Raw genomic sequence first — 21,046 nt, 5'->3', positions numbered from 1 at the left:
CGCAGATGCGTCGGTCGGTTCACTCCCGGGTGATCCAATTGCCGACGGAACCGTAAAAAGATGTGTTGAAGCGGCGGCCATATGAGGACAGCCATGAAAAGCGCAATCATTGCCTATGTCGCCGCCGGCGCGGCCTTCCTTGTCATCGACGCCGTCTGGCTGACGATCATGGCCGACACGCTTTACCGCCCCCTTCTTGGCGACAAGCTGGAGCCACGGTTCGTTCTCGCTCCGGCTGTGGCCTTCTACCTGATCTACGTCGCCGGAATCGTGTTCTTCGCGGTCATGCCGGCGCTCACGGAAGGGGGACTCGCGAAAGCGGTCGTAAATGGCGCCGTGCTGGGGTTTGTGGCCTACGCGACCTACGATCTCACCAATCACGCAACCTTGCGAGACTGGCCGCTGACGATCACCTTGGCGGACATGATGTGGGGAACGTTTGTCACCGCCATCGGCGCGTCAGCGGGATTTCTGGCCGCCTCCCGTTTCGGCTGAACCTTCCGCCTTCGCAAGCATGTTCGAGAAAACAATCGCGGCCAGGACGGTCAGTGCCGACGCGCTCACCGCGTTGAGCCGCATCAGCGCCTCGTATTCCAGCGCGCCATAGGCAACCACGGGAATGCCGTAGCGACCGTGCAGGACAAGGAAGGAGAGGAAGGCCAGGCCCACGATGGGCAATCCAACCATTCTCTCCGTCGGCCGGAACAGCAGCGCAGCAAGAACCGCGCACGGGATGAGAAACACTTCAACGGCGGATTGTACGCCGAACAGCTTCGCGCAAAGCAGCGTGTTGCCGATCCCGGCCAGCGGAAGGAGCGCCCGTCCCGCGATCGCGCTTCTTCGTGCCAGTGCCGGCACCGCCAGGAAGAACGGCGTAGACAGGAAGGTGTAGAGGGCCGGCCCCACATCTCCGACCAGCCACCATACGTAGATCGGATAGAACGGTTGGTTCGACGCGACGAGCAATGAGATGTAGTTGGCGGCCGCCACTCGCGGATCAGGATGATCCGCATAGATGCGCATGGCCGCAGCCGCGTGGCGGAAGCTCGACCTCGCTGTCACCGCACTGCCTTCGGCGAGGCTGGCCTCAGCAGGTAATGGCTGACGCCCCATTCCTCGCCGCCGGCATGGCCGAAGAGGCCGGCCGTTGCCAGGAAAAACAGCCTCCAGCGCCGCATCCAGAGAGAGGCTTCGGTGCCGTAGACGTTCCTGAAAATCGCCTCGATTGCCGCCCGATTGCTATCGAAGTTGCGTAGCCAGTCCAAGGCTGTGCGCTCGTAATGTTGCCCGCTCCAGCGCCAGTCCTGTACGACTGCGAACACCTCGCCGAACTGATCCGCCAGGTCGTGGCTCGGCATGATGCCGCCTGTGAAGAAATGCTGGGCGATCCAGTCAGCCTTGTCGGCATGGTCGAAGCGGTAGGGGCTGTCACGGTGCGTGAAGACATGGAGAAACATGTATCCATCCAGCCTGATCCACGACCGCGCGCGTGCAAACAGCGCGCGCCAGTTGGCCATATGCTCAAACATCTCGACCGATACGATACGGTCGAACGTTGCGTCCGTGGTGAAGGCGTTCATGTCGGCGGTCAGCACAGTCAGGTTCTTCAAGCGTCGACGCTCGACTTCTGACTCGATGTAAAGACGCTGCGGCGTGGAGTTCGAGACCGCGACGATACGCGAGGCTGGAAACCGCTCGGCCATGAACAGTGACAGGGAGCCCCACCCGCAGCCCAGCTCCAGCACGTCCTGCCCGTCCTCCAGCGCCGCATGGGCGCAGGTTTCTTCCAATGCCGCGATCTCGGCGTCGGCCAACGTTGTTTCTGCCGTCGCATAGAGGCAGCAGGAATACTTCCTGCGCGGCCCGAGCGCGATCTGAAAAAAGGCAGGTGGAAGCTCGTAATGTTGCTCGTTCGCCTGCTCGACATGCACTGCAATCGGCCAATCCTCCATGGCCCGGGCGAAATCGCGCGCCTGCGCTCCGCCGCCCGCCGCGAGCTCTCGACTTGTGCGGGCGACGAGCCGGTTCACCCCGAAACGCAGAGCCGCATCTGGAAGAGGAAGGCGTTCAGCGGCGGCGATGGCAGTTGTGGCGAGGCTCATCTTGGCGTCTCCTCAGTTCTGCGGGCCCGGCCAAAAGGCGTTCACCCGGTCCTGATAGTCGGCATAAGCTGGGCCGCGCGAGCGCAGCATATGGGCCTCCAGCGGGGGAATGCCGGAGGCGCGCGTGAGCAGCCAGTACATCATGGCGGGGCCCGCCAGCGCCGCCCAACCCCAGGGCCACACGCCGAAAGGGCAGATGGCCACGATCGCGTAGCCCGTCCATCCGAGCCATTGGAAAAAGTAGTTGGGATGACGCGAAAGACCCCAGAGCCCAACATCGCAGACCCTTCCCCTGTTCGCGGGATTGCGAGCGAAGCGGGCAAGTTGCGCGTCGGCTACCCCCTCCCCGGCGATGGCCGCCGCGAGGACGACCAGTCCGGCCAGGTCACTCCACTGCACGACCGGCACGGGATTGCGTGCTGCGAGGAAAATGGTCGTCGCAAGCAGGAACGCGGCCGCCGCCTGGATCTGGAGGAAAACAAAAAGCCGGCCATTCCAGTCGTCTCCCCACTCTTGTCTGAGCGCAGCGTAGCGCGGATCGTCTCCACCTCTCATCGTGCGGCTCGCAATATGAAGACCCAGTCGCAGGGACCAGGCGGCGGCTACTCCCGCGACGCCTATGCGGCGCGGCCAATCCCCCTCCCAGCCTTCCACTGGCATGAGCGCGGCAGCTACTCCGGCGATGCCCACGAAGAAAGACCAGGACGCGTCGATCCAGCCGGACCTGGCGCCGCGCGCCACGACAAGCCAAGCCACCGCCATGGCGAGGCTGAGCAGGACGGCGATGCCTATGAAAAGCGTCGCCGGCGTCATCGTCATATCCCGAAGATGGGCTGGAGCAGCCGTCCGATGAAACCGTTAAAGCGCATTCGCCCCTCCATGGCCGCGAGGCATATGCAGTCCTCCTCCGGGTCGACGATCGGCTGGTGCTCGATGTCTTCGTCGACTTCGGCAAGGTCACCTGGTCCGAACTGCCCCAACCGATCGGTATAAGAGCCAGAGACGATATGGGTGAACTCCGCGCCGACATGGCCGTGGTCCGGCAGCGCACGCCCCGGTCCGACCTTGAGAAGAATTAGGTTGGCGTCCGGATCGCCCGGGACACCGACCCTACTCATGCGCATTCCCGGTCCGATCCATCGCCAGCGGCCGATGTCGCAGCCGCGCAGCGAGTCAGGGAGGCGCACGCCGTCTATATGAACCGGCATATCCGAGCGAACAGGCTCGGACATTTCACCTGCATCGATGCGGGACAGAACGTTCGCAAGCGCATTGGCAGGAAGCCGCGACGGTTCGGTCTCTTCCAAAACCGCGCCGCCCAATGCCTCGAACTCGCGCACGCGCGCTCGGCAAACAGGGCATCCCGACAGATGGGCTTCCACCACGATCCTCGGTCCGGTTGCGAGCGTGCCTGCAGCGTAGCGAAGCAGCGTCTCGTCTGTGGCGTGATGGGAAATTGTCATGCGTCATCTTCCAGAATCGCGCGCAGGCGATTCATCGCCAGCCGTGTCCTTGATTTTACCGTGCCAAGCGGAATCTTCAGTTCTTCCGCGATCTCGCTTTGCGATCTCTCGCTGTAATAAGAGAGCCGAATGATCGTCTGCTGCTCGGTCGAGAGCAGCGCTAGCGCCTCGCGGACGCGGCTCTCGCGCTCGGCCCCCATCAGCGCTTCCTCCAGTGACGGTGGAAGCTCTTCTGGCTCGGAAGGCAGCTCGTTCGGGCTGCGTTGGCGGCGAAGGTAATCGATCCGCAGATTGCGCGCGATGGTGAAAACCCAGGTCGCCGCCCCGGCACGCGCCGGATCAAAATACGACGCCTTGCGCCAGACCGCGAGCATCGCCTCCTGCACGATGTCCTCTGCCACCGCCGACGACATGCCCCCACGCATGAAGAACGTCTTCAGGCGGGGGCCGAAATGCTTGAAGAGCGCGGCGAACGCCTCGCGATCGCCGCGCGCCGCAACTGCGGCAATGAAACCGGCAAGCTCGTCAGCCGCTGGAGGCAGCTGAGATTCCTCGCTCACAACGCCCAACCTTCGCCGGAGCGGAACCGCCCGGCGTCTGGGTTCATAAGTATGGTCCGTCGCCTCATGCATCGCCCCTTCTACGCTTCGCACCTGGAAGCGGATCACGCGGCACAGATAGATCTCCCCAGCGAGCGAGGCCACCCCCGGTGATCCATCCTGCTCCACCGCGCGTAGAACCTAGCGGAACTAGAGATCCAGATCGACAGCTGCCCGCGCCGGGCCCAGGATAGCAATGCGCCATTTTCCGAGTTCCGACCGTCCGCTGAAGATCGCAGTCGTCGGAACAGGCATTGCCGGACTTTCAGCAGCCTGGCTGCTCGACCAGCAGCATGAGGTGACCGTCTTCGAGGCGGAGCGGCGCATAGGTGGACACTGCCACACGATCGATACGGGCGCGGCGCGCGTCGATACCGGCTTCATCGTCTACAATGACCTGACCTACCCTAACCTGTCGGCGCTGTTTTCCCACCTGAACGTTCCGACAAAGGCCTCCACCATGTCCTTTGCGGTTTCCATGGATGGCGGCAAGCTCGAATATTCGGGCGGCAGCCTCGCCGGCTTGTTTGCGCAGCGGCGCAACATTGCACGTCCGAGATTCTGGTCGATGCTGCGCGATCTCGTGCGCTTCTATCGCGACGCGCCGGGGGACGTGCGCCGCATCGGGCCATCCGCGAGCCTGGATGAGTATCTCGATGCAGCCGGCTTCGGTACCGCGTTTCGCGAAGATCATCTCTACCCGATGGCGGCGGCAATCTGGTCCACCCCTGCCGTCGAAATCGGCAACTATCCGGCGGTCGCCTTCATCCGCTTCTGTGAAAATCACGGCCTGCTGCAGTTCTTCCGGCGGCCGGTCTGGCGCACGGTAGAAGAGGGCAGCCGCGCCTACGTGGAAAAACTCGTCTCGCCTTTTCGCCATCGCGTGCGCACAGGTGCCGGAGTCACTGCGATACGACGCGTGAACGGCGCCGTCGAAATCTCGGTTTCCGGCGCGGAGCCCGAATGGTTCGACCACGTCGTCATCGGCGCGCATGCCGATCAGGCGTTGAGAATGCTGGCCGACCCTTCCGAACAAGAATCCCGATTGCTGGGGGCGTTCTCTTACGGGCGCAACGAGACGCTGTTGCATACCGATCCCGGCCTCATGCCACGGCGACGAAACATCTGGTCGAGTTGGAATTACCTCTCACACTCCGCCGATCAAAATGAAGCACTGCGTAAGCCATGCGTGACCTACTGGATGAATCGGCTTCAAGGTATCGAAGACAAGGCGCCGTTCTTCGTTACACTTAGTCCGCTCGTTGAGCCTCTAGCCGACAAGGTTCTGTGGCGTGGCGTGTACGAGCACCCGCTGTTCAACGCAGGGACACTCGCGGCACAAAGCCGGCTCTGGTCGCTGCAGGGTGTGAGAAACACCTGGTTCTGCGGCTCCTACTTTGGATCGGGCTTTCATGAGGACGCGATCCAGGCCGGCCTGGCGGTTGCCGAAAATCTCGGCGACGTGAAACGGCCGTGGGTTGTCAATGGTGACACCGACCGCATCTTTTGCCGGATACCATCGGCGGAAGAATGAAGCGACCGATCACTCCGTAAGAGCGGGTCGCTCCATCTACTTAGCTCGCGCGACACACCACGCCGCCGCTTGACGCGAGCTATACGTTGGCAGCGGCCAGAGCCCTTCGTTCGAAGAAGTCACGGCCGGGAACCGCGTCCAGCAAGCGGCGCGTATAGTCGGCCCGGGGCGTCTCGAAGAGTTCGGCTGCGGGAGCCTGCTCGACGATGCGGCCGTTCTGCATCACGACGATGCGGTCGGCGATCTCGCGTGCCACCCGCAGGTCGTGGGTGATGAAGAGCATGCTGAGGCCCATCTCGGCCTTCAGGTCCGACAGAAGTTTCAGCACCTGCGCCTGGACCGACACGTCGAGCGCCGACACAGCCTCGTCGGCGATCAGGCAGATCGGGTCGAGCGCGAGCGCACGGGCGATGCAGATGCGTTGCCGCTGACCGCCGGAGAATTCGTGCGGGAAGCGGTTCAGCGCCTGGGCGCCGAGGCCGACCTTCTTCAGCCAGCGGGTCGCGGTCGCCGTCGCTTCGGCGCGCGACGCGCCGAACGCCATCGGCCCGCGGACGATGCTCTCGCCGATCTTCAGCCGCGGATCGAGCGAGGCGTAGGGATCCTGGAAGACGATCTGCACCCTGCGGCGGAACTGCCGCAGCGCCTCGCCCCTCATTGCGCGGACCGGGGCGCCGTCGAAGCTGATTGCGCCGTCGTCGGGTTCGATCAGCCGCAGGACCATCCGCGCGAGCGTCGATTTGCCGGAACCGCTCTCCCCCACCACCGCCAGCGTGTCGCCGCGCTTGAGGACCAGATCGATGCCCTCGGCCGCGACGACGCGGCGCGGCTTGGCGAACAGGTTCTGCCGCGTCACGAACACCTTGTGCAGCTGCTTGATCTCCAGCAGCGGCGCGCTCTCGTTCCCGGCCAGGCGAATGGCGCCCCGGCCGGGCACGGCGTCGAGCAGGTCACGGGTGTAGTCGGTCTGCGGCGTGTCGAGCACCGCGGCCGCGGCCCCCTGCTCCACCACCTTGCCGTGGCGCAGCACGACGACGCGGTCGGCGATGTCGGCGACGACGCCGATGTCATGGGTGATGAACAACACGCCCATATCGCGCTTCTGCTGCAGGCTGAGGATCAGGTCGAGGATCTGGCGCTGGGTCGTGACGTCGAGCGCGGTGGTCGGCTCGTCCGCGATCAGGAGTTCCGGATCGTTGGCGAGCGCCATGGCGATCATCACGCGCTGGCGCTGCCCGCCCGAAAGCTGGAACGGATAGGCCGAGACGATCGAGGCCGGATCGGGCAGGCCGACCTGGCCGAACAGCTCGACGACGCGGGCCTCCACGTCGCCGTCGCTGGCGCGGCCATGAATGCTGATCGCCTCGCCGACCTGGTGGCCGACGCGCGCCAGCGGGTTCAGTGCGGTGAGCGGCTCCTGGAAGATCATCGCGATCCGGCTGCCGCGCAGGGCCCGCATCTCGCGCGGCGGCAGCGACAGCAGGTCCTTGCCACCGAAGCGGATCTCGCCCTGAAGCGCTTTCACCTTGGCGGGGAGCAGGCCCAGGATCGCATGCGCCGTCATCGATTTGCCCGAGCCGCTTTCGCCCACGAGGCAGACGATCTCGTTGCGGTCGACCGTCAGGCTGATCCCGTCGACGGCGCGGCTGCGGTCGGCGCCCTGCGGCAGGCCGAGAACCAGGTTCTCGATGGCAAGCAAAGGCGCGGTCATGCTCGGGAAATCCTCGGGTTGAGCGTGTCGTTCAGGGCCTCGCCGACGAGGTTGATCGCGACCACGGTCAACAGGATCGCGAGCCCCGGAAAGACGCTCATCCACCACGCCTGGCGGATCACGGTGCGTCCGGCGCCGACCATGTAGCCCCAGCTCATGAAGTTGGGATCGCCGAGACCCATGAAGGAGAGTGCTGCCTCGATCAGGATCGCAGCCGCGACCGTCAGCGAGCCGGCCACGATGATCGGCGAGATGGCGTTGGGCAGGACGTGGCGCACCACGATCGAGATTGTGGACTGCCCCTGGCAGCGCGCCGCCTGGACGAATTCGCGCTGCGAGACCGTTTTCACTTGGGCGCGTGTGAGGCGCGACAGGGGCGGCCAGCTCACCAGCCCGATCGCCAGGATGATCGTGCCGATCGAAGGCGTCAGGATGGCGACGAAGAGGATCGCCAGCACGAAGCTCGGGATGGTCTGGAAGATCTCGGTGAAGCGCACGATCGCGCTGTCGACCATGCCGCCGGCATAGCCCGCGATGCACCCGAGCAGCACGCCGATGCAGAGCGCTGTCAGCGTCGAGGCAAGGCCGATCAGGATGGAGACGCGCGCCCCGTGTGCGATGCCGGCCGCGATGTCGCGCCCAAGCGTGTCGGAGCCCAGGAGCATGCCGTTCTCGCCGGGCTGGCTGAACGGCGCGCCGCTCATTTCCCAGGGCGAGGCCGGATAGATCAGCGGCGCCAGGATCGCGAGCAGGCAGATGAGAGCCAGGAGCAGCATCCCCACCATCCCGGCCGGGCGGAGCAGAAACGTGCGCATGAAATCCCGCATTGCGTTTCTCCTATCGGCCTTTGATGCGCGGATCGATGAGCCGGTGCAGGAAGTCGCTCAGCAGGTTGGTGGCGATCACCAGCACGGACATGATGAGGAAGAGGCCGAGAAGCACGGGATAGTCCCGCGCCGTGACGGCGTCGTAGGTTAGCCGGCCGAGCCCCGGCCAGGAGAACACGGTCTCGACGACCACGGCGCCGCCGATCAGCGCGCCCGCCTGCATGCCGGCGAAGGTCACCACCGGCACGGCGGCGTTGCGCAGCATGTGGCGCGATAGGATCTGCGGTTCGCTCAGCCCCTTGGCGCGCGCGGTGCGCACATGGTCCTCGTGCGACACCTCGATCAGCGAGGAACGCATCAGCCGCGTGTAGACGGCCATATAAATGGCCGCCAGCGTGACGACCGGCAGGATCAGGTGGCGCGCCACGTCGAGCGCATATTCCAGCGGGCCGAAGCTCGACGAGCGGATGCTGGCATAGCCGAAGGCCGGCAGCCATTCGAGCTGGATCGAGAAGATCAGCACCAGCATCAGGCCGAGCCAGAACACGGGCGTCGCATAGAGCAGCAGCGACAGCAGCGAGATGGCGAGGTCAGACCACTTGCCCTGGCGCTGGCCCGCGAAGGCGCCGAACAGTACGCCGCCGATCAGGGAGAGGAAGAAGGCGGACAGCGTCAGCAGCAGTGTGGGTCCCAGTCGTTCGAGGATCAGCTGGCTGACATCGGCGCGCTGCCGGTAGGAATAGCCGAGATCGAACTGCAGCACCTTGCCGATATAGGTGCCGAGCTGCACCAGGAACGGCTGGTCCAGGCCGTACTGGGCGCGGATTTCGGCGATGAACTTGGCGTCCGCCGCGCCCGACTGGCCTGCGATGACGAGCGCCGGATCGCCCGGCGTCGAATGGATCAGGACGAAGTTGATCGTGGCGATGACGAGGATCGTGAAGACGATCCCGATGAGCTTGGCCAACAGGCGGGAAATGACCGACATCGGACGTGCTGCGACCTTCGAATCTACCGTTCGCCCGGCCGCTCGAATCCGAGCAGCTGGTCGAGGACGCCAAGGAACAGGCCGGCCCCGACGGGGATCAGCTCGTCCGGAAAGTCGTAGTCGGGGTTGTGCACCATCGGCCGGTCCATGCCCGAGCCGATGAACAGAAGCGCCGACTTCGAGCAGGATCCGAAGAGGCCGAAGTCCTCCGCGCCCCTGATCGGCACGTAGTCGGTGACATGTGACAGGTTCATCCGCGCAGCCGCGTGCTCGAAGGCCGCCGCGGCCTCTGGATCGTTCACGCAGGCCCGGAAGAAATTGTGCGTCGAATGAGTGACGGTGAGCCGCTCGTCGGCGGCGACCCTGCGCACCATCTCCAGCACCTCCTCCACCAGCGCCGGCATCCCGTCGCTTTCCGGCCTGCGCAGGGTCATGCGCAGCTCGGCCGAGCCAGGCGTAATGCCGAAGACGGGTTTGCCCATCTGCACGTTCGTCAGCGTCACCCGGCGGAAGCCCTGCGCGACGGTGTCGCCCGCCTCCAGCGTCTTCAGCCCCGTGATGATGCGGGCGACCGCCGTCGCCGGCGAGATACCGGATTCGGGCATGGACGCATGCGCGGTCTTGCCGACGAGCTCGATGCGCAGCCCCATCGAGGCGCAGGTGATCTGGCCGGCGGCGACGGCGACATGGGCGAGCGGCAGGCCGGGCATGTTGTGGATCGCAAAGGAGTGGTCCGGCGTGATCTCGGCGAATTTCGGATCGGCGAGCACGGCCTCTGCGCCGTGCGCCGTCTCCTCGGCCGGCTGGAACAGCAGGACCGCCCTCCCCCGCGCGGGCCTGTGCCGGGCGAGATGGCGGGCGACGGCGGCCATCATGGTCATGTGCCCGTCATGGCCGCACATATGCGCCTTGCCGTCGTTGCGCGAGCGATAGGGAAGGTCAGAGATCTCGTGGATCTGCAGCGCGTCGAGCTCGCAGCGCAGCAGCACCGTCGGCCCTTCCGCCGCGCCTTCATAGACCAGCGCGACGCCGTGACCGCCGAGTTCCGTGACGACTTTGTCGGGTCCGGTGTCGGCCAGGAAGGAGACCACTTCGCGGGCGGTCTCGACCTCTTCGCCCGAAATCTCCGGAAACTGGTGCAGTTTGTGCCGCCACGTCTGCAGGACGGCAATTTCCGCGTCGTCGAAATACGAAATCATGTCGGCTTGAAGTCTCCTTCGGCGCGGCCGCCGGCCGCGTTACACGGATGAAGCGCAGACGCGAGCGCGCTGCAAGACAATGTGCCGGCGCCCGGGCGGGCGCCGGCGACATCTTCTTCTGGCGATCAGGCCGCGAAGTGGGTCGTGGCGAAGTTGGCGTTGACCCCCGTCGACGAGGTCACGACGTCCCTGAGCCTGTTGTCGTAGATCGTCGGATACCTCTGCTCGCACAGCCACAGCACCGGCATTTCCTCCACGAGCAGCTGCTGCACTTCCGTGTAGTAGGCCTGCCGCTTGCTCTCGTCGAGCTCGATGGCCGCCGCTTCGAACAGCTCGTCCACCTTCGGATTCGAATAGCCGGCGGTGTTGGAGAACATGACGCCCTTGCGGATGTTGGACGAGACATAGGTGCGAGCCACGCCCAGGGCCGGGTCGCCGTTCTGGTAGAGCTGGTTGCCGCTGATATCGAAGTCGCCATTGCTGACGGCGGCGACCCAGCCGGCAAGATCGTTGCTCTGCAGTTCGACATTGATACCGGCCGCGCCCAGCGCCTGGCGGACATATTCGGCGATACGCGTCCAGACTTCGCCCGCCGGCACCATGGTGAACTTCAGCGTGGCGCGCACGCCATCGGCACCCGGCTTCAGCCCCATCTCGTCGAGCAGCGCCACCGCTTTCTCGACCGACGGCTCATAGGTCTTCACGTCCGCATCGTAGAAGCGCATCGACGACGAGATCGGCCCGGTGGCCGCGTTGGCGAGGCCGAACAGGATGCGGTCGCGCACGAACTCACGATCGATCAGGTGCATCAGCGCCTGGCGGAAGCGCTTGTCGTCCATCGGCGGGCGGCGGCAGTTGAGCTCGATCCACACCATGGGCGAGAAATATTCGTAGCCGTCGGTCGTCATGTCGAGATGCTCGAGTGCCGACAGGCGCTCGGCGTCGAACGGCTCGATGTCCTGCCATTGCGCCAGCTGCGTCTCGCCCTGCTCCAGCGACACGGCGCGGGAGGCGGCGTCGGGAATGACGCGGTAGAAGATCTCCTTCAGCTTCGGCTGGTCCGGGCGGTAGTAGTCGTCGACCGCCGTCAGATGGATGTGCGACCCCTTCACCCATTCGTTGAGGCGGAACGGGCCGGTGCCGATCGGCGGCTGTTCGGCGCCGTCCTTGCGATAGTCCTTCCCCTCCAGCAGATGGCGCGGCAGCATCGGCGCCGACGCCGTCTCGAAGGCCATGATGAAGGCCGGGAAAGGCTTCTTCAGCTTGAAGACGACCGTGAAGTCGTCGGGCGCCTCGATGCTCTCGCAACGGTCGAAAACCGCCCGCGCGCGCGGATGCGTCTCGGGCAGCAGCGACTTGCAGGAGAAGAGCACGTCCGCCGAGGTAAAGGGCTGGCCGTCGTGCCACTTCGCGTTCTGGACCAGCTTGAAGGTGTAAGTCAGGCCGTCCTCGGAAATTTCCCAGGAATCGGCGAGCAGCGGCTGCGGCGTGAGATCCTTGGCATAGGACAGCAGCCCCTCATAGAGTTTGCCGCCCACGACGCCGGTGGGCGTCTGCTGGTTCAGCCCCAGGTTCAGGATCGGCGGCTCGGGCTGGATGATCGCCGTCAGCGTCCCGCCGGCCTCCTGGCTGAAGGCCTGCCCCATAAAGGCGGACGAGCCGAAGGTGGCCGCCAGCATCAGATTGAATTCCCGCCGATTCATTTCATTTCTCCTTCTTCGATCGAACAGCTGCCGATGCGATGCCTGCGGCACCCGGCGCTGCGGTTCCCCAACCGCTTGTTTCACTGACAACGAGCACGCCTCGCGACGCGGTATTTTCGACACTCTAGGGAATGCCGCGCATGGCGTTCAATGTCTCGGCAACACATCTGCGGGGATCATATGTGTCGACCGGCGACAGGCCCCCACGCTGCGACGGCGTGGAAGACCACGGGTGCCTCGGCCGCACCGGAGGAGCGACACAGCGGCTAGCGGACCGCGGCCCCTGGAGAAGGCTCGCGGGCGACGGCCACACCGCCGTGTTGGTCTGCTGTCCGATCATCCCTGCCTCCCGCCCGAGCCCGCCGCGCGTTCGGCGAAGGCGCGCAGCCCGCGCTTGGCGTCTTCGCTGGTGAAAGTGCGCTGCCCAAGCCTGGCTTCTTCGGCGAAGGCCTCGTCCAGGGGCAGGTCCTGCAGCGTGAGGGCGGCTTCCTTGATGGTCTGGATCGCCGTCGGGCTGAGGGCGGCGATCCCGGCCGCGATCTCGAGGGCCAGCGGCTCGACCCGCTCCGGCGCGACGACCTGGTTGACGACGCCCTTCGCCACCATTTCATCCGCCGTGAAGCGCCGCGCCGAGAGCAGGATCTCCATGGCGTGGGCGTAGCCGATCTGGCGGACCAGCCTCACCAGCGTGCCGCCGGCGGGCACGAAGCCGTGGCTTGGTTCTGGAAGCTGGAACACGGCGTCGGTGGAGGCGATGCGGATGTCGGTCGCCAGCATGATCTCGAAGCCGCCGCCGAGGCACAGGCCGCGCACCGCGCAGACGATCGGCTTGTAGAACTTCTGCCCCTTGAGATGGGCCGGATCCCAGGCGCTGATGTCGAAACGGTCGCTCGCCAAAGCCGGGATCGATTCCGTCAGGTCGGCGCCGACACAGAATGCGCGTTCGCCGGCCCCCGCCAGGACGACCACTCGGATCTCGTCATCGTCCCGCACAGCCACGAAGGCCTTGCCCAGATCCTCGTACATCGCCAGCGAGAGGGCGTTCAGCTTCTCGGGACGCGCAAGACGGATGGTCGCGACATGGCCGGAACTGTGCACTTCGATCGCCATCAGATGACCCCCTCGTCCGACAGCTTGCGCACTTCCTCCGGCGTCAGGCCCACCAGCCGCGAATAGACGAACGTGTTGTGCTCGCCGGGGTTCGGCGCCTTGGCGCAGGCATTGCCGGGCGTGCCGGAAAGCTTGATCGGCAGCCCGAACATGCGCACCAGCTTGCCGGCGACCGGAACCTTGACGATCATGTCGCGGGCCGCGATGTGCGGGTCCTCCACCACCTCCGCGATGGTCTTGATCGCGCTGAGCGGGACACGGTCGCCCGCCAGCTCCTCCAGCTCGACCTTGGTGTATTTGCTGAACCAGCGCTCCAGGATCGGCTTGACGCGCCGCTCGGCGACGTCGCGATCGAAGCGCTTTTCCATCGTATCGATTTCGGGATCGTTGGCGACCTCCGGCTCGCCGAACAGCTCGCAGGTGATCTTCCAGAACTTGTCGGTGTAGCCGCCGAAGAAAACGTAGCCGTCCTTGCAGGGAAACTGGCCGTAGGGACGCACGAATGGATGATCGTTGCCGAGCGGCGACGCGACGTCTCCCTGCGTCGTGTAGCGCACCACCGCGTTTTCCGTCAGCGTCAGCACGGAATCCTGCTGCGAGATGTCGACCACCTGCCCCTCGCCGCCGCGCTCGGCCTCGCGCAGCGCAGCCAGCGTTCCGATCGCGGCGTAGAGCGACGCCGCCAGGTCGCCGATGATCGTGCCGACGCGCACCGGCGGCCGGTCGGCATAGCCGTTCATCGACCATAGGCCGCCGGCCGCCTGGCCGGTGTTGTCGTAAGAGGGGCGCGAGGCGTTCGGGCCGGTGCGTCCGAACCCGCTGATCGCCGTGTAGATCAGGCGCGGGTTCTCCTTCTTCAGCACCTCGTAGCCGAGGCCGAGGCGATCCATGGTCCCCGGCCGGAAATTCTCGACCAGCACGTCGGCGCGGCGCACCAGCTTGCGCAGCAGCGTCTTGCCCTCGGCCGACTTCATGTCGAGCGTAATGCCGAGCTTGTTGCGGTTGAACTGCGTGAAGAAGGCGCTGAATTCCTCGTCATCCCCGGAGACGAAGGGCGGGAACGTCCGCGCATAGTCGGGATCGTCGGGATGCTCGACCTTGATCACCGTCGCGCCGAGATCGGCCAAAAGCATGGAGCAGAACGGGCCGGCCACGACCCGCGTTATGTCGAGTACGGTGACGCCCTTCAGGGGACCGGACCCGGTGATCCCGGCTCCGGCGGCTGCAAATTCTTCCGACATATATTCCTCCCTGGGAGCAATTCTTCGCGATGACGCTGACGCTAACAATGTCTCATCGCCACACCGAACAATGGCATGGACGTGAATTTGTCACATGGCTGGCACTGAAGCGCCGCCTGCGATCATTGCCTGCGCCACTTTCGAACCGGTGGCCCGACCGAGCGCGGCCGAGATGAAGCGGCCCGCCTCGACGAGGGCACCGAGGTCGACGCCGGTCGTCACGCCCATTCCATGCAGCATGAACAGGAGATCCTCGGTCGAAACGTTTCCGGACGCGCCGGGCGCGTAGGGGCAGCCGCCCAGCCCGGCGACCGCGCTGTCGATAACGGTCACGCCCTCCTCGAGGCAGGCGAGAATATTGGCCAGCGCCTGGCCGCGCGTGTCGTGGAAGTGGAGCGCCACCGCGCCGGCTCCGATCTCCTGCGCAACGGCGTGGATGACCTGGCGTGCCTGCCGCGGCGTGCCGATGCCGATCGTGTCTCCGAGCGAGACCTCGTAGCAGCCGAGGTCGGCGAGTCGCCGCGACAGCGAAACCACCGCCCCTGTCGCCACCGCCCCCTCGTAAGGACATCCCAGCACACAAGACACATAGCCGCGTACTGCGACGCCATTCGCCTTTGCCATGTCGACGACCGGGCCGAACCGCTCGATGCTCTCGGCGATCGAGCAGTTTATGTTCTTTGCGGAGAAGGTCTCGGACGCCGAGGCGAAGATCGCCACCTCCCTTGCGCCGGCGTCGAGTGCTGCGGCCATGCCCTGCTGATTCGGTACCAGCACCGGATAGCGGACCTCGCCGTCCACCGGCAGCTGCCTGACGACCTCGTCGGTGCCGAGCATCTGCGGGATGCGCTTCGGAGAGACGAAGCTGCCGACCTCGATCGAGCGAAGCCCCGCCGCGGCGAGTCGGTTGATCAGTTCGATCCTTGCCGCAACCGGAACGGCGATCTTCTCGTTCTGAAGACCGTCTCGCGGGCCGACCTCGACGATCCGTACACTCTCCGGCATGCCGCTCCTCCGATATTCCTGCGCGACACTATGTCGAACGGCAGCGGCAGCAGAATATCTTTTTGTCACATAAATTGCCTTTGTCTATGTCGAACATCTACATTCCCTATGGCCGTCCGGTGTGTCAGTGCAGAGGCAGGCCGCACGGCAGAAGGCGGGCCGCCGTGATGGAGGAGCGGATGAACGATGCTGTTGGCGTCATGCCTGTCGACCCCCAGGCGAGCGGAAGCGCGGCGGCCATCCTCTACTATCGCCGCCTGCTCGACCTTCTCGACGGCAACGCGCCGCTTTCGAGCTTCGAGAAGCTGACCGCCGACGCGAGAAACGTCGCCTGGGGCGAAGAGCTGGCCGAAGCGATCGGCGACGCTATCGCCATCACCATGCGTCTGCGCGACAATTTCGAACTGAAGCGCAAGCGCGAGATCGAGCTTTCGGCCCTCTATGCCACGGCGCGCGACCTGTCGGCGCTGCGCGACACGGACCAGATCCTGCAGGCGATCGTGCAGCGGGCAAGGCAACTCGTGGGCAGCGACATCGCTTACCTGTCGGCGGCGGACGAGGAGCACGGCGATTTCTTCGTGCGCACGACGGAAGGCGTCGTCTCGCAGGATTTCGCCCGCATCCGCGTGCCGCGCAACATCGGCGTCTGCGGCAGCGTCGCCCGCACGAGGCGGCCGTTCTATTCCAGCAACTATTCCGGCGATCACAATTTCGACCATGACGCGGGAATCGACCGGGCCATCCGCGGCGAAGGCATCGTCTCCATCCTGGGCATTCCGCTCGAACTGGAAGCCTATGTCATGGGCGTCCTCTTCGTGGGAGACCGCTATGTCCGGTCCTACACGCCGCAGGAAATGGCGGTTCTTTCCTCCCTCGGCACCTTCGCCGCGCTTGCGATCGAGAATGCGCGGCTGCTCGAAGAGGCGCAGCGCGCGCTCCTCCTGGCGAAGGAGGCCAATGCTGCGCTCCGGACAAAGGCCGACGACATCGAGCAGGCCGCGGTGGCGCACGAGCAGCTGACCGAACTGATCGCGCGCGGCGGCTCGCTGGACGACCTGGTGAACCGGGTCTCGAACCTGCTCAAGGGTCAGGCCGGCGTCGTCGACGAGAGCCGGAACCTCATTTCGGGCGCCGTGGCGGATCGTCTCTCGGACGACGCGCTCGCCAAGGCCGTGCGCGAGAGCGACCGCATCGGCCGGGCGGTCTCGCTTCCGGCAGCCGACGGCAGCGTCACGGTGGTCACGGCCGTCATGGGCGGCTCGGCGCGGCTCGGCGCCCTCGTCTTCACCCGCAACAGGCCTCTATCGGCGCCCGAGACGCGCACGCTGGAGCGCAGCGCGATCGTGACCGGCATCGTGCTGCTTTCCCTCGACAGGATCGCGCAGATCGCGCACCGGAACGTCGCCGACACTGTTTCGGCGCTGCTGCGAGGCACCACCGATCCGTTCTCGCCCGAAAGCGCGCGGCGGCTGCCTTCCGGCATCAGCCTGTCGTGGCCGGTGACGGTGATGCTGGTCGAACTTGCCACGATCACCTCGGCCCAGGCCTCCTCCGCGCTGCGCTCGACGCTCGCCGGACGCGACACGATCTTCGCAGAGTTCAACGGCGACCTCGCAATCGTTACCAACGCCCCGGAGCCCGGCGCTCTCGCCAACCGCATATCGGAAAAGCTGGAAGAAGCGTTCGGCCACAGGCTCAGCATCGTCATTTCCGACCCGATCGCCACGCTGGACAAGGTGCCGGCCGAGTATGAAAGCCTGCGCCGATGCTTCGGCCTGATGCGCGGCCTCAACCAGCACGGCCGGGTGGTGTTCGAGAAGACCCTGTCGGTCTACGCGCTCCTGTTCCACAACAAGGGCGAGAACGCGGTCGACCTGTTCCTGCGCTCCACGATCGGCTCCCTGATCGAACATGACGAAAGGCGCAAGAGCCAGCTCGCAGCCACCCTGCTTGCCTATCTCGACGCCGGGCGCAGTGCGCAGAAGGCCGCCGAGATGCTGGGCATCCACGTCAACACGATGCGCCAGCGGCTCGACACGATCTCGCTGATCAACCCGGACTGGGCCGATCCCTCGAAGACCCTCGAGGTCCACATTGCGCTGCGTCTTCATATCCTCGGTCAGGCCGCCTGACCGCGCATCGTCGCTGTGACGAAGCCACAAAGAAGCGAACCCCAGGTGTAAGCGCTGCACATTGTTCCCGGCGCGGAGACCCACTTAGGTTCCGGGAAAATGCACACTGGGAGACTCGTTTTCATGTCCGTCAACAGCCGCATTCCGGGGTTCTACAAGCTCTCGCCGCCGGAACGCTTCAAGGCCATCGTCGAACGGTCCGGCCTGCCCGAAGGCGAGCTCGCGAGCATGGTCACGGCGGACGGCAAGATGCTGGCGATCGCCGACCGCATGATCGAGAACGTCGTCGGCACGCTGTCGATTCCGCTCGGCGTCGCCGCCAACTTCACCATCAACGGACGCGACTACCTGATCCCGATGGCGACGGAAGAACCTTCCGTCGTCGCGGCGGCGAGCAACATGGCCTCCGTCGCGCGCCTGCATGGCGGGTTCTGGGCGTCGAGCGACCAGCCGATCATGATCTCGCAGATCCAGGTGGTCGGCGCGAAGGATCCCCAGGCGGCCCGCCTCAGGCTCTACGAGCGGCGGCAGGACCTCCTCGATCTCGCCAACGAGCAGGACCCGCTGCTGGTGAAGCTCGGCGGCGGCGCGAAGGACATCGAGGTGCGCATCGTCAATGTTGCCGACAAGACCTATGTCGTTTTGCACCTGATCGTCGACGTCCGCGACGCCATGGGGGCCAATGCGGTGAACACCATGGCCGAGGCGCTTGCGCCGCTTGTCGCGCAGATCGCCTGCGGCCGCGTCCGCCTGCGTATCCTGTCCAACAAGGCGGACCTGCGGCTTGCGCGCGTGCGCGCCACCTACGACTGCCAGGCGCTCGGCGGGCCGGACGTCGTTGACGGCATCATCGACGCCTACGCCTTCGCGGCGGCCGATCCCTATCGCGCGGCGACGCACAACAAGGGCATCATGAACGGCATCACCGCCGTCGTGCTGGCGACCGGCAACGACACACGCGCGGTGGAAGCCGGCGCGCACTCCCATGCCGCGGCGGGCGGCCGCTACACCTCCCTGTCGCACTACGAGAAGGACGACGCCGGCAATCTCGTCGGCACGCTGGAGCTTCCGATGGCCGTCGGCCTGGTCGGCGGCGCCACCAAGACCCATCCGGTGGCCCAGGCGGCCGTCAAGCTGCTGGGCGTCAAGGGCGCCCAGGAACTCGCCGAGATCATCGTCGCCGTCGGGCTCGCCCAGAACACCGGCGCGCTGCGCGCCTTGGCCGCCGAGGGGATTCAGAAGGGCCACATGTCGCTGCACGCCCGCAACATCGCCGTCGCCGCCGGCGCCGATGGCGACGAGATCGAAAAGGTGGTGGCCCGCCTCAAGGACGAAGGCCACGTTCGCCTCGACAAGGCGCAGACCGTTCTTGCGGAGCTTCGGCAGTCCGGCCGCTAGCAATCGGAACAGGACGGCGAGGCCCTGTCCTTCGGACAGTGCGGAATCTGGGCGACCTTGTCGCCGGTATCGCCCTCCTCGCCCCAAAGCTCGCGACCGTGGCGGGACCTGTGCCATAAGCGGGTCCTCACGAAAGCGATTCCATGCCGCAGGTCCAGGGCCGTATCGATCCGTTGTTTGGCAGCGAAGGGACGGAAAATCCGCTCGGCGTGCTGAAGCGGGTCTATGGCTATGCCTCGTTCCGCGGCAAGCAGGCCGCCGTCGTCGAGCGCGTCGTGGCGGGCGGCGATGCGGTCGTCCTGTTCCCCACTGGCGCGGGAAAGTCGCTCTGCTTCCAGATCCCGGCGCTGTGCCGGCCCGGCGTCGGCATCGTCGTGTCGCCGCTGATCGCGCTGATGCGCGACCAGGTGGAAGCCTTGAAGCAGCTCGGCGTCCGCGCCGCGGCGCTCAACTCCTCGCTGACGCGCGACGAATATGTCGAGGTGCGCCGCTCGATCTCCCGGGGCGAGCTCGACCTTCTCTACGTCACGCCGGAGCGCATCGTCACGCCCGCCTTCAAGGAGCTGATCGGCAACGCCCGGATCGCGCTCTTCGCCATCGACGAGGCGCATTGCGTGTCGCAGTGGGGGCACGATTTCCGCCCGGAGTATCGCGAACTCGGCCAGCTCGCCGCGCAATATCCCGGCGTGCCGCGCATCGCGCTGACGGCGACGGCCGACCCGCACACCCGCGAGGACATCATCGACAGGCTGGAGCTGCGCTCCGCCGAGGTGTTCACGACCTCGTTCGACCGGCCGAACATCGCCTACGAGATCGTCGAGCGCGACCAGCCGCGCCAGCAGTTGCTGCGGTTCCTGTCGCGCCACAAGGGTTCTTCCGGCATCGTCTACTGCCTGTCGCGCGCCAAGGTCGAGGACACGGCCGAGTGGCTTTCCGCGCAGGGCATCCGGACCCTGCCCTACCATGCCGGCATGGACCGCGCCGTCCGCGACGCCAACCAGGACGCCTTCCTCCGACAGGAAGACCTGTGCCTGGTCGCCACCGTCGCCTTCGGTATGGGCATCGACAAGCCGAACGTGCGCTACGTCGCCCATCTCGACCTGCCGGGCTCGGTCGAGGCCTACTATCAGGAAACCGGCCGCGCCGGTCGCGACGGGCTGCCGTCCGACGCGTGGATGACCTACGGCATGGCCGACGTCATCCAGCGCCGCCGCATGATCGACGAGGGAACCGCCGGCGACGACGTCAAGCGCGTCGAGCGCGCCAAGCTCGACGCGCTGCTCGCCATCTGCGAGACGCCCGGCTGCCGCCGGCAGGCGATCCTCGCCCATTTCGGCGAGGCGCACAGGGGCGGCTGCGGCAATTGCGACACCTGCCTCAGGCCGGTCGAGACCTGGGACGGGACGGAGGCCGCCATCAAGGCGATGGCCGCGATCTACCGCACCGGCGAGCGCTTCGGCGCGGGCCACCTGATCGACGTTCTCATGGGCAACCGCAACGAGAAGACCATCCGCTTCGGCCATGCCGAGATGCCGGTCTTCGGCGCCGGCAAGGACATTCCCGCCAAGACCTGGCAGTCGGTCTACCGCCAGCTTCTCGCGGCCGGCCTCGTCAGCGTCGACCACGGCGCCTTCGGCGCGCTGAGGCTGGAGCCGGAGGCCCGGCCCGTCTTCCGGCGCGAGCGCGAGGTGCGCTTCCGCAAGGACCGTCCGACCACGGCAAAGGCATCGCGAGGCGCGTCGCCGCGCTCGACCACGGCGAGGTCCGCGCTGGAGGAAGCCGACATGGAGCTCTTCGAGGCCTTGCGCGCCGCGCGCCTCACGATCGCGAAGGAACTTGCGGTCCCGCCCTATGTCGTCTTTCCGGACACGACGCTCGTCGCCTTCGCGACCGAGCGCCCGACGAACCGCGACGCGCTGCTCGGCATTTCCGGCGTCGGCCAGTCGAAGCTTGAGCGCTACGGCGACGCGTTCCTGAAGGTGATCCGGCAGCACGAACGATAGGCGCCAAACCTTACGCCGTCATTCCGGGGCG

At 65.8% G+C, this 21,046-nt stretch carries 18 protein-coding genes; 5 read left to right on the top strand and 13 right to left on the bottom strand.

The window, feature by feature from the left end; genetic code table 11:
- Nucleotides 1-93: 93 nt before the first annotated feature.
- Entirely contained in the window at nucleotides 94-495 is a 402-nt protein-coding gene (locus B9Z03_RS17055) for a DUF2177 family protein (RefSeq protein ID WP_085465302.1), read from the top strand.
- Here B9Z03_RS17055 and B9Z03_RS17050 read toward each other — a convergent pair.
- The 5 genes from B9Z03_RS17050 to B9Z03_RS17030 are packed head-to-tail and all read right to left on the bottom strand — an operon-like array spanning nucleotide 460 to nucleotide 4,269.
- Nucleotides 460-1,023, bottom strand: coding sequence for a hypothetical protein (locus B9Z03_RS17050; protein ID WP_085465301.1), 564 nt, complete (start codon nucleotides 1,021-1,023; stop codon nucleotides 460-462). The two genes, B9Z03_RS17055 and B9Z03_RS17050, sit on opposite strands and share 36 nt — an antisense overlap.
- Before the next feature lie 35 nt (nucleotides 1,024-1,058).
- On the bottom strand, nucleotides 1,059-2,102 hold the full coding sequence (locus B9Z03_RS17045; RefSeq protein ID WP_085465300.1) for an SAM-dependent methyltransferase: 1,044 nt from the start codon (nucleotides 2,100-2,102) through the stop codon (nucleotides 1,059-1,061).
- Between the two features lie 12 nt (nucleotides 2,103-2,114).
- On the bottom strand, nucleotides 2,115-2,915 hold the full coding sequence (locus B9Z03_RS17040) for a DUF1295 domain-containing protein (protein WP_085465299.1): 801 nt from the start codon (nucleotides 2,913-2,915) through the stop codon (nucleotides 2,115-2,117).
- Between the two features lie 2 nt (nucleotides 2,916-2,917).
- On the bottom strand, nucleotides 2,918-3,565 hold the full coding sequence (locus B9Z03_RS17035) for a ChrR family anti-sigma-E factor (RefSeq protein ID WP_085465298.1): 648 nt from the start codon (nucleotides 3,563-3,565) through the stop codon (nucleotides 2,918-2,920).
- Entirely contained in the window at nucleotides 3,562-4,269 is a 708-nt protein-coding gene (locus B9Z03_RS17030) for a sigma-70 family RNA polymerase sigma factor (protein ID WP_244561769.1), read from the bottom strand. Before B9Z03_RS17030 ends, B9Z03_RS17035 begins: the two co-directional genes overlap by 4 nt.
- Before the next feature lie 91 nt (nucleotides 4,270-4,360).
- Between B9Z03_RS17030 and B9Z03_RS17025 the strand changes: the two genes are divergently transcribed.
- A complete protein-coding gene (locus tag B9Z03_RS17025) occupies nucleotides 4,361-5,698 on the top strand; it encodes an NAD(P)/FAD-dependent oxidoreductase (protein WP_085465297.1) in 1,338 nt (445 codons plus the stop codon).
- Between the two features lie 79 nt (nucleotides 5,699-5,777).
- On the opposite strand, the gene B9Z03_RS17020 is transcribed toward B9Z03_RS17025, so the two are convergent.
- The 8 genes from B9Z03_RS17020 to B9Z03_RS16985 all read right to left on the bottom strand — a co-directional run bounded on the left by B9Z03_RS17020 (nucleotide 5,778) and on the right by B9Z03_RS16985 (nucleotide 15,482).
- Nucleotides 5,778-7,409: an ABC transporter ATP-binding protein gene (locus B9Z03_RS17020; RefSeq protein ID WP_085465296.1), complete on the bottom strand. Its 1,632-nt coding sequence runs from the start codon at nucleotides 7,407-7,409 to the stop codon at nucleotides 5,778-5,780.
- Nucleotides 7,406-8,236, bottom strand: a complete 831-nt coding sequence (locus B9Z03_RS17015; RefSeq protein WP_085465295.1) for an ABC transporter permease — start codon at nucleotides 8,234-8,236, stop codon at nucleotides 7,406-7,408. Before B9Z03_RS17015 ends, B9Z03_RS17020 begins: the two co-directional genes overlap by 4 nt.
- Before the next feature lie 10 nt (nucleotides 8,237-8,246).
- A complete protein-coding gene (locus B9Z03_RS17010) occupies nucleotides 8,247-9,224 on the bottom strand; it encodes an ABC transporter permease (protein ID WP_085465294.1) in 978 nt (325 codons plus the stop codon).
- 23 nt (nucleotides 9,225-9,247) lie between these two features.
- A complete protein-coding gene (locus B9Z03_RS17005) occupies nucleotides 9,248-10,423 on the bottom strand; it encodes an amidohydrolase (protein ID WP_085465293.1) in 1,176 nt (391 codons plus the stop codon).
- Between the two features lie 125 nt (nucleotides 10,424-10,548).
- Nucleotides 10,549-12,126, bottom strand: a complete 1,578-nt coding sequence (locus B9Z03_RS17000; protein ID WP_085465292.1) for an ABC transporter substrate-binding protein — start codon at nucleotides 12,124-12,126, stop codon at nucleotides 10,549-10,551.
- Nucleotides 12,127-12,462: 336 nt separating this feature from the next.
- Nucleotides 12,463-13,236: an enoyl-CoA hydratase/isomerase family protein gene (locus B9Z03_RS16995; RefSeq protein ID WP_085465291.1), complete on the bottom strand. Its 774-nt coding sequence runs from the start codon at nucleotides 13,234-13,236 to the stop codon at nucleotides 12,463-12,465.
- Nucleotides 13,236-14,477, bottom strand: coding sequence for a CaiB/BaiF CoA transferase family protein (locus B9Z03_RS16990; RefSeq protein WP_085465290.1), 1,242 nt, complete (start codon nucleotides 14,475-14,477; stop codon nucleotides 13,236-13,238). Before B9Z03_RS16990 ends, B9Z03_RS16995 begins: the two co-directional genes overlap by 1 nt.
- A 90-nt stretch (nucleotides 14,478-14,567) precedes the next feature.
- The gene (locus tag B9Z03_RS16985; protein ID WP_085465289.1) at nucleotides 14,568-15,482 is read right to left on the bottom strand and encodes a hydroxymethylglutaryl-CoA lyase; all 915 of its coding nucleotides are present in this window, start codon (nucleotides 15,480-15,482) and stop codon (nucleotides 14,568-14,570) included.
- Nucleotides 15,483-15,661: 179 nt separating this feature from the next.
- Here B9Z03_RS16985 and B9Z03_RS16980 point away from each other — a divergent pair, with 179 nt between their 5' ends.
- The 3 genes from B9Z03_RS16980 to recQ all read left to right on the top strand — a co-directional run bounded on the left by B9Z03_RS16980 (nucleotide 15,662) and on the right by recQ (nucleotide 21,015).
- The gene (locus B9Z03_RS16980; protein ID WP_176247547.1) at nucleotides 15,662-17,614 is read left to right on the top strand and encodes a helix-turn-helix domain-containing protein; all 1,953 of its coding nucleotides are present in this window, start codon (nucleotides 15,662-15,664) and stop codon (nucleotides 17,612-17,614) included.
- A gap of 123 nt (nucleotides 17,615-17,737) precedes the next feature.
- The gene (locus B9Z03_RS16975; protein WP_085465287.1) at nucleotides 17,738-19,012 is read left to right on the top strand and encodes a hydroxymethylglutaryl-CoA reductase, degradative; all 1,275 of its coding nucleotides are present in this window, start codon (nucleotides 17,738-17,740) and stop codon (nucleotides 19,010-19,012) included.
- Nucleotides 19,013-19,155: 143 nt separating this feature from the next.
- A complete protein-coding gene (gene recQ, locus B9Z03_RS16970) occupies nucleotides 19,156-21,015 on the top strand; it encodes a DNA helicase RecQ (RefSeq protein WP_085465286.1) in 1,860 nt (619 codons plus the stop codon).
- Nucleotides 21,016-21,046: the final 31 nt, after the last annotated feature.

This window comes from Mesorhizobium australicum, assembly GCF_900177325.1.
GTDB lineage: Bacteria > Pseudomonadota > Alphaproteobacteria > Rhizobiales > Rhizobiaceae > Mesorhizobium_A > Mesorhizobium_A australicum_A.
Note: the sequence above shows the minus strand (reverse complement) of the source record. Positions and strands in the feature narration are given on the sequence as shown.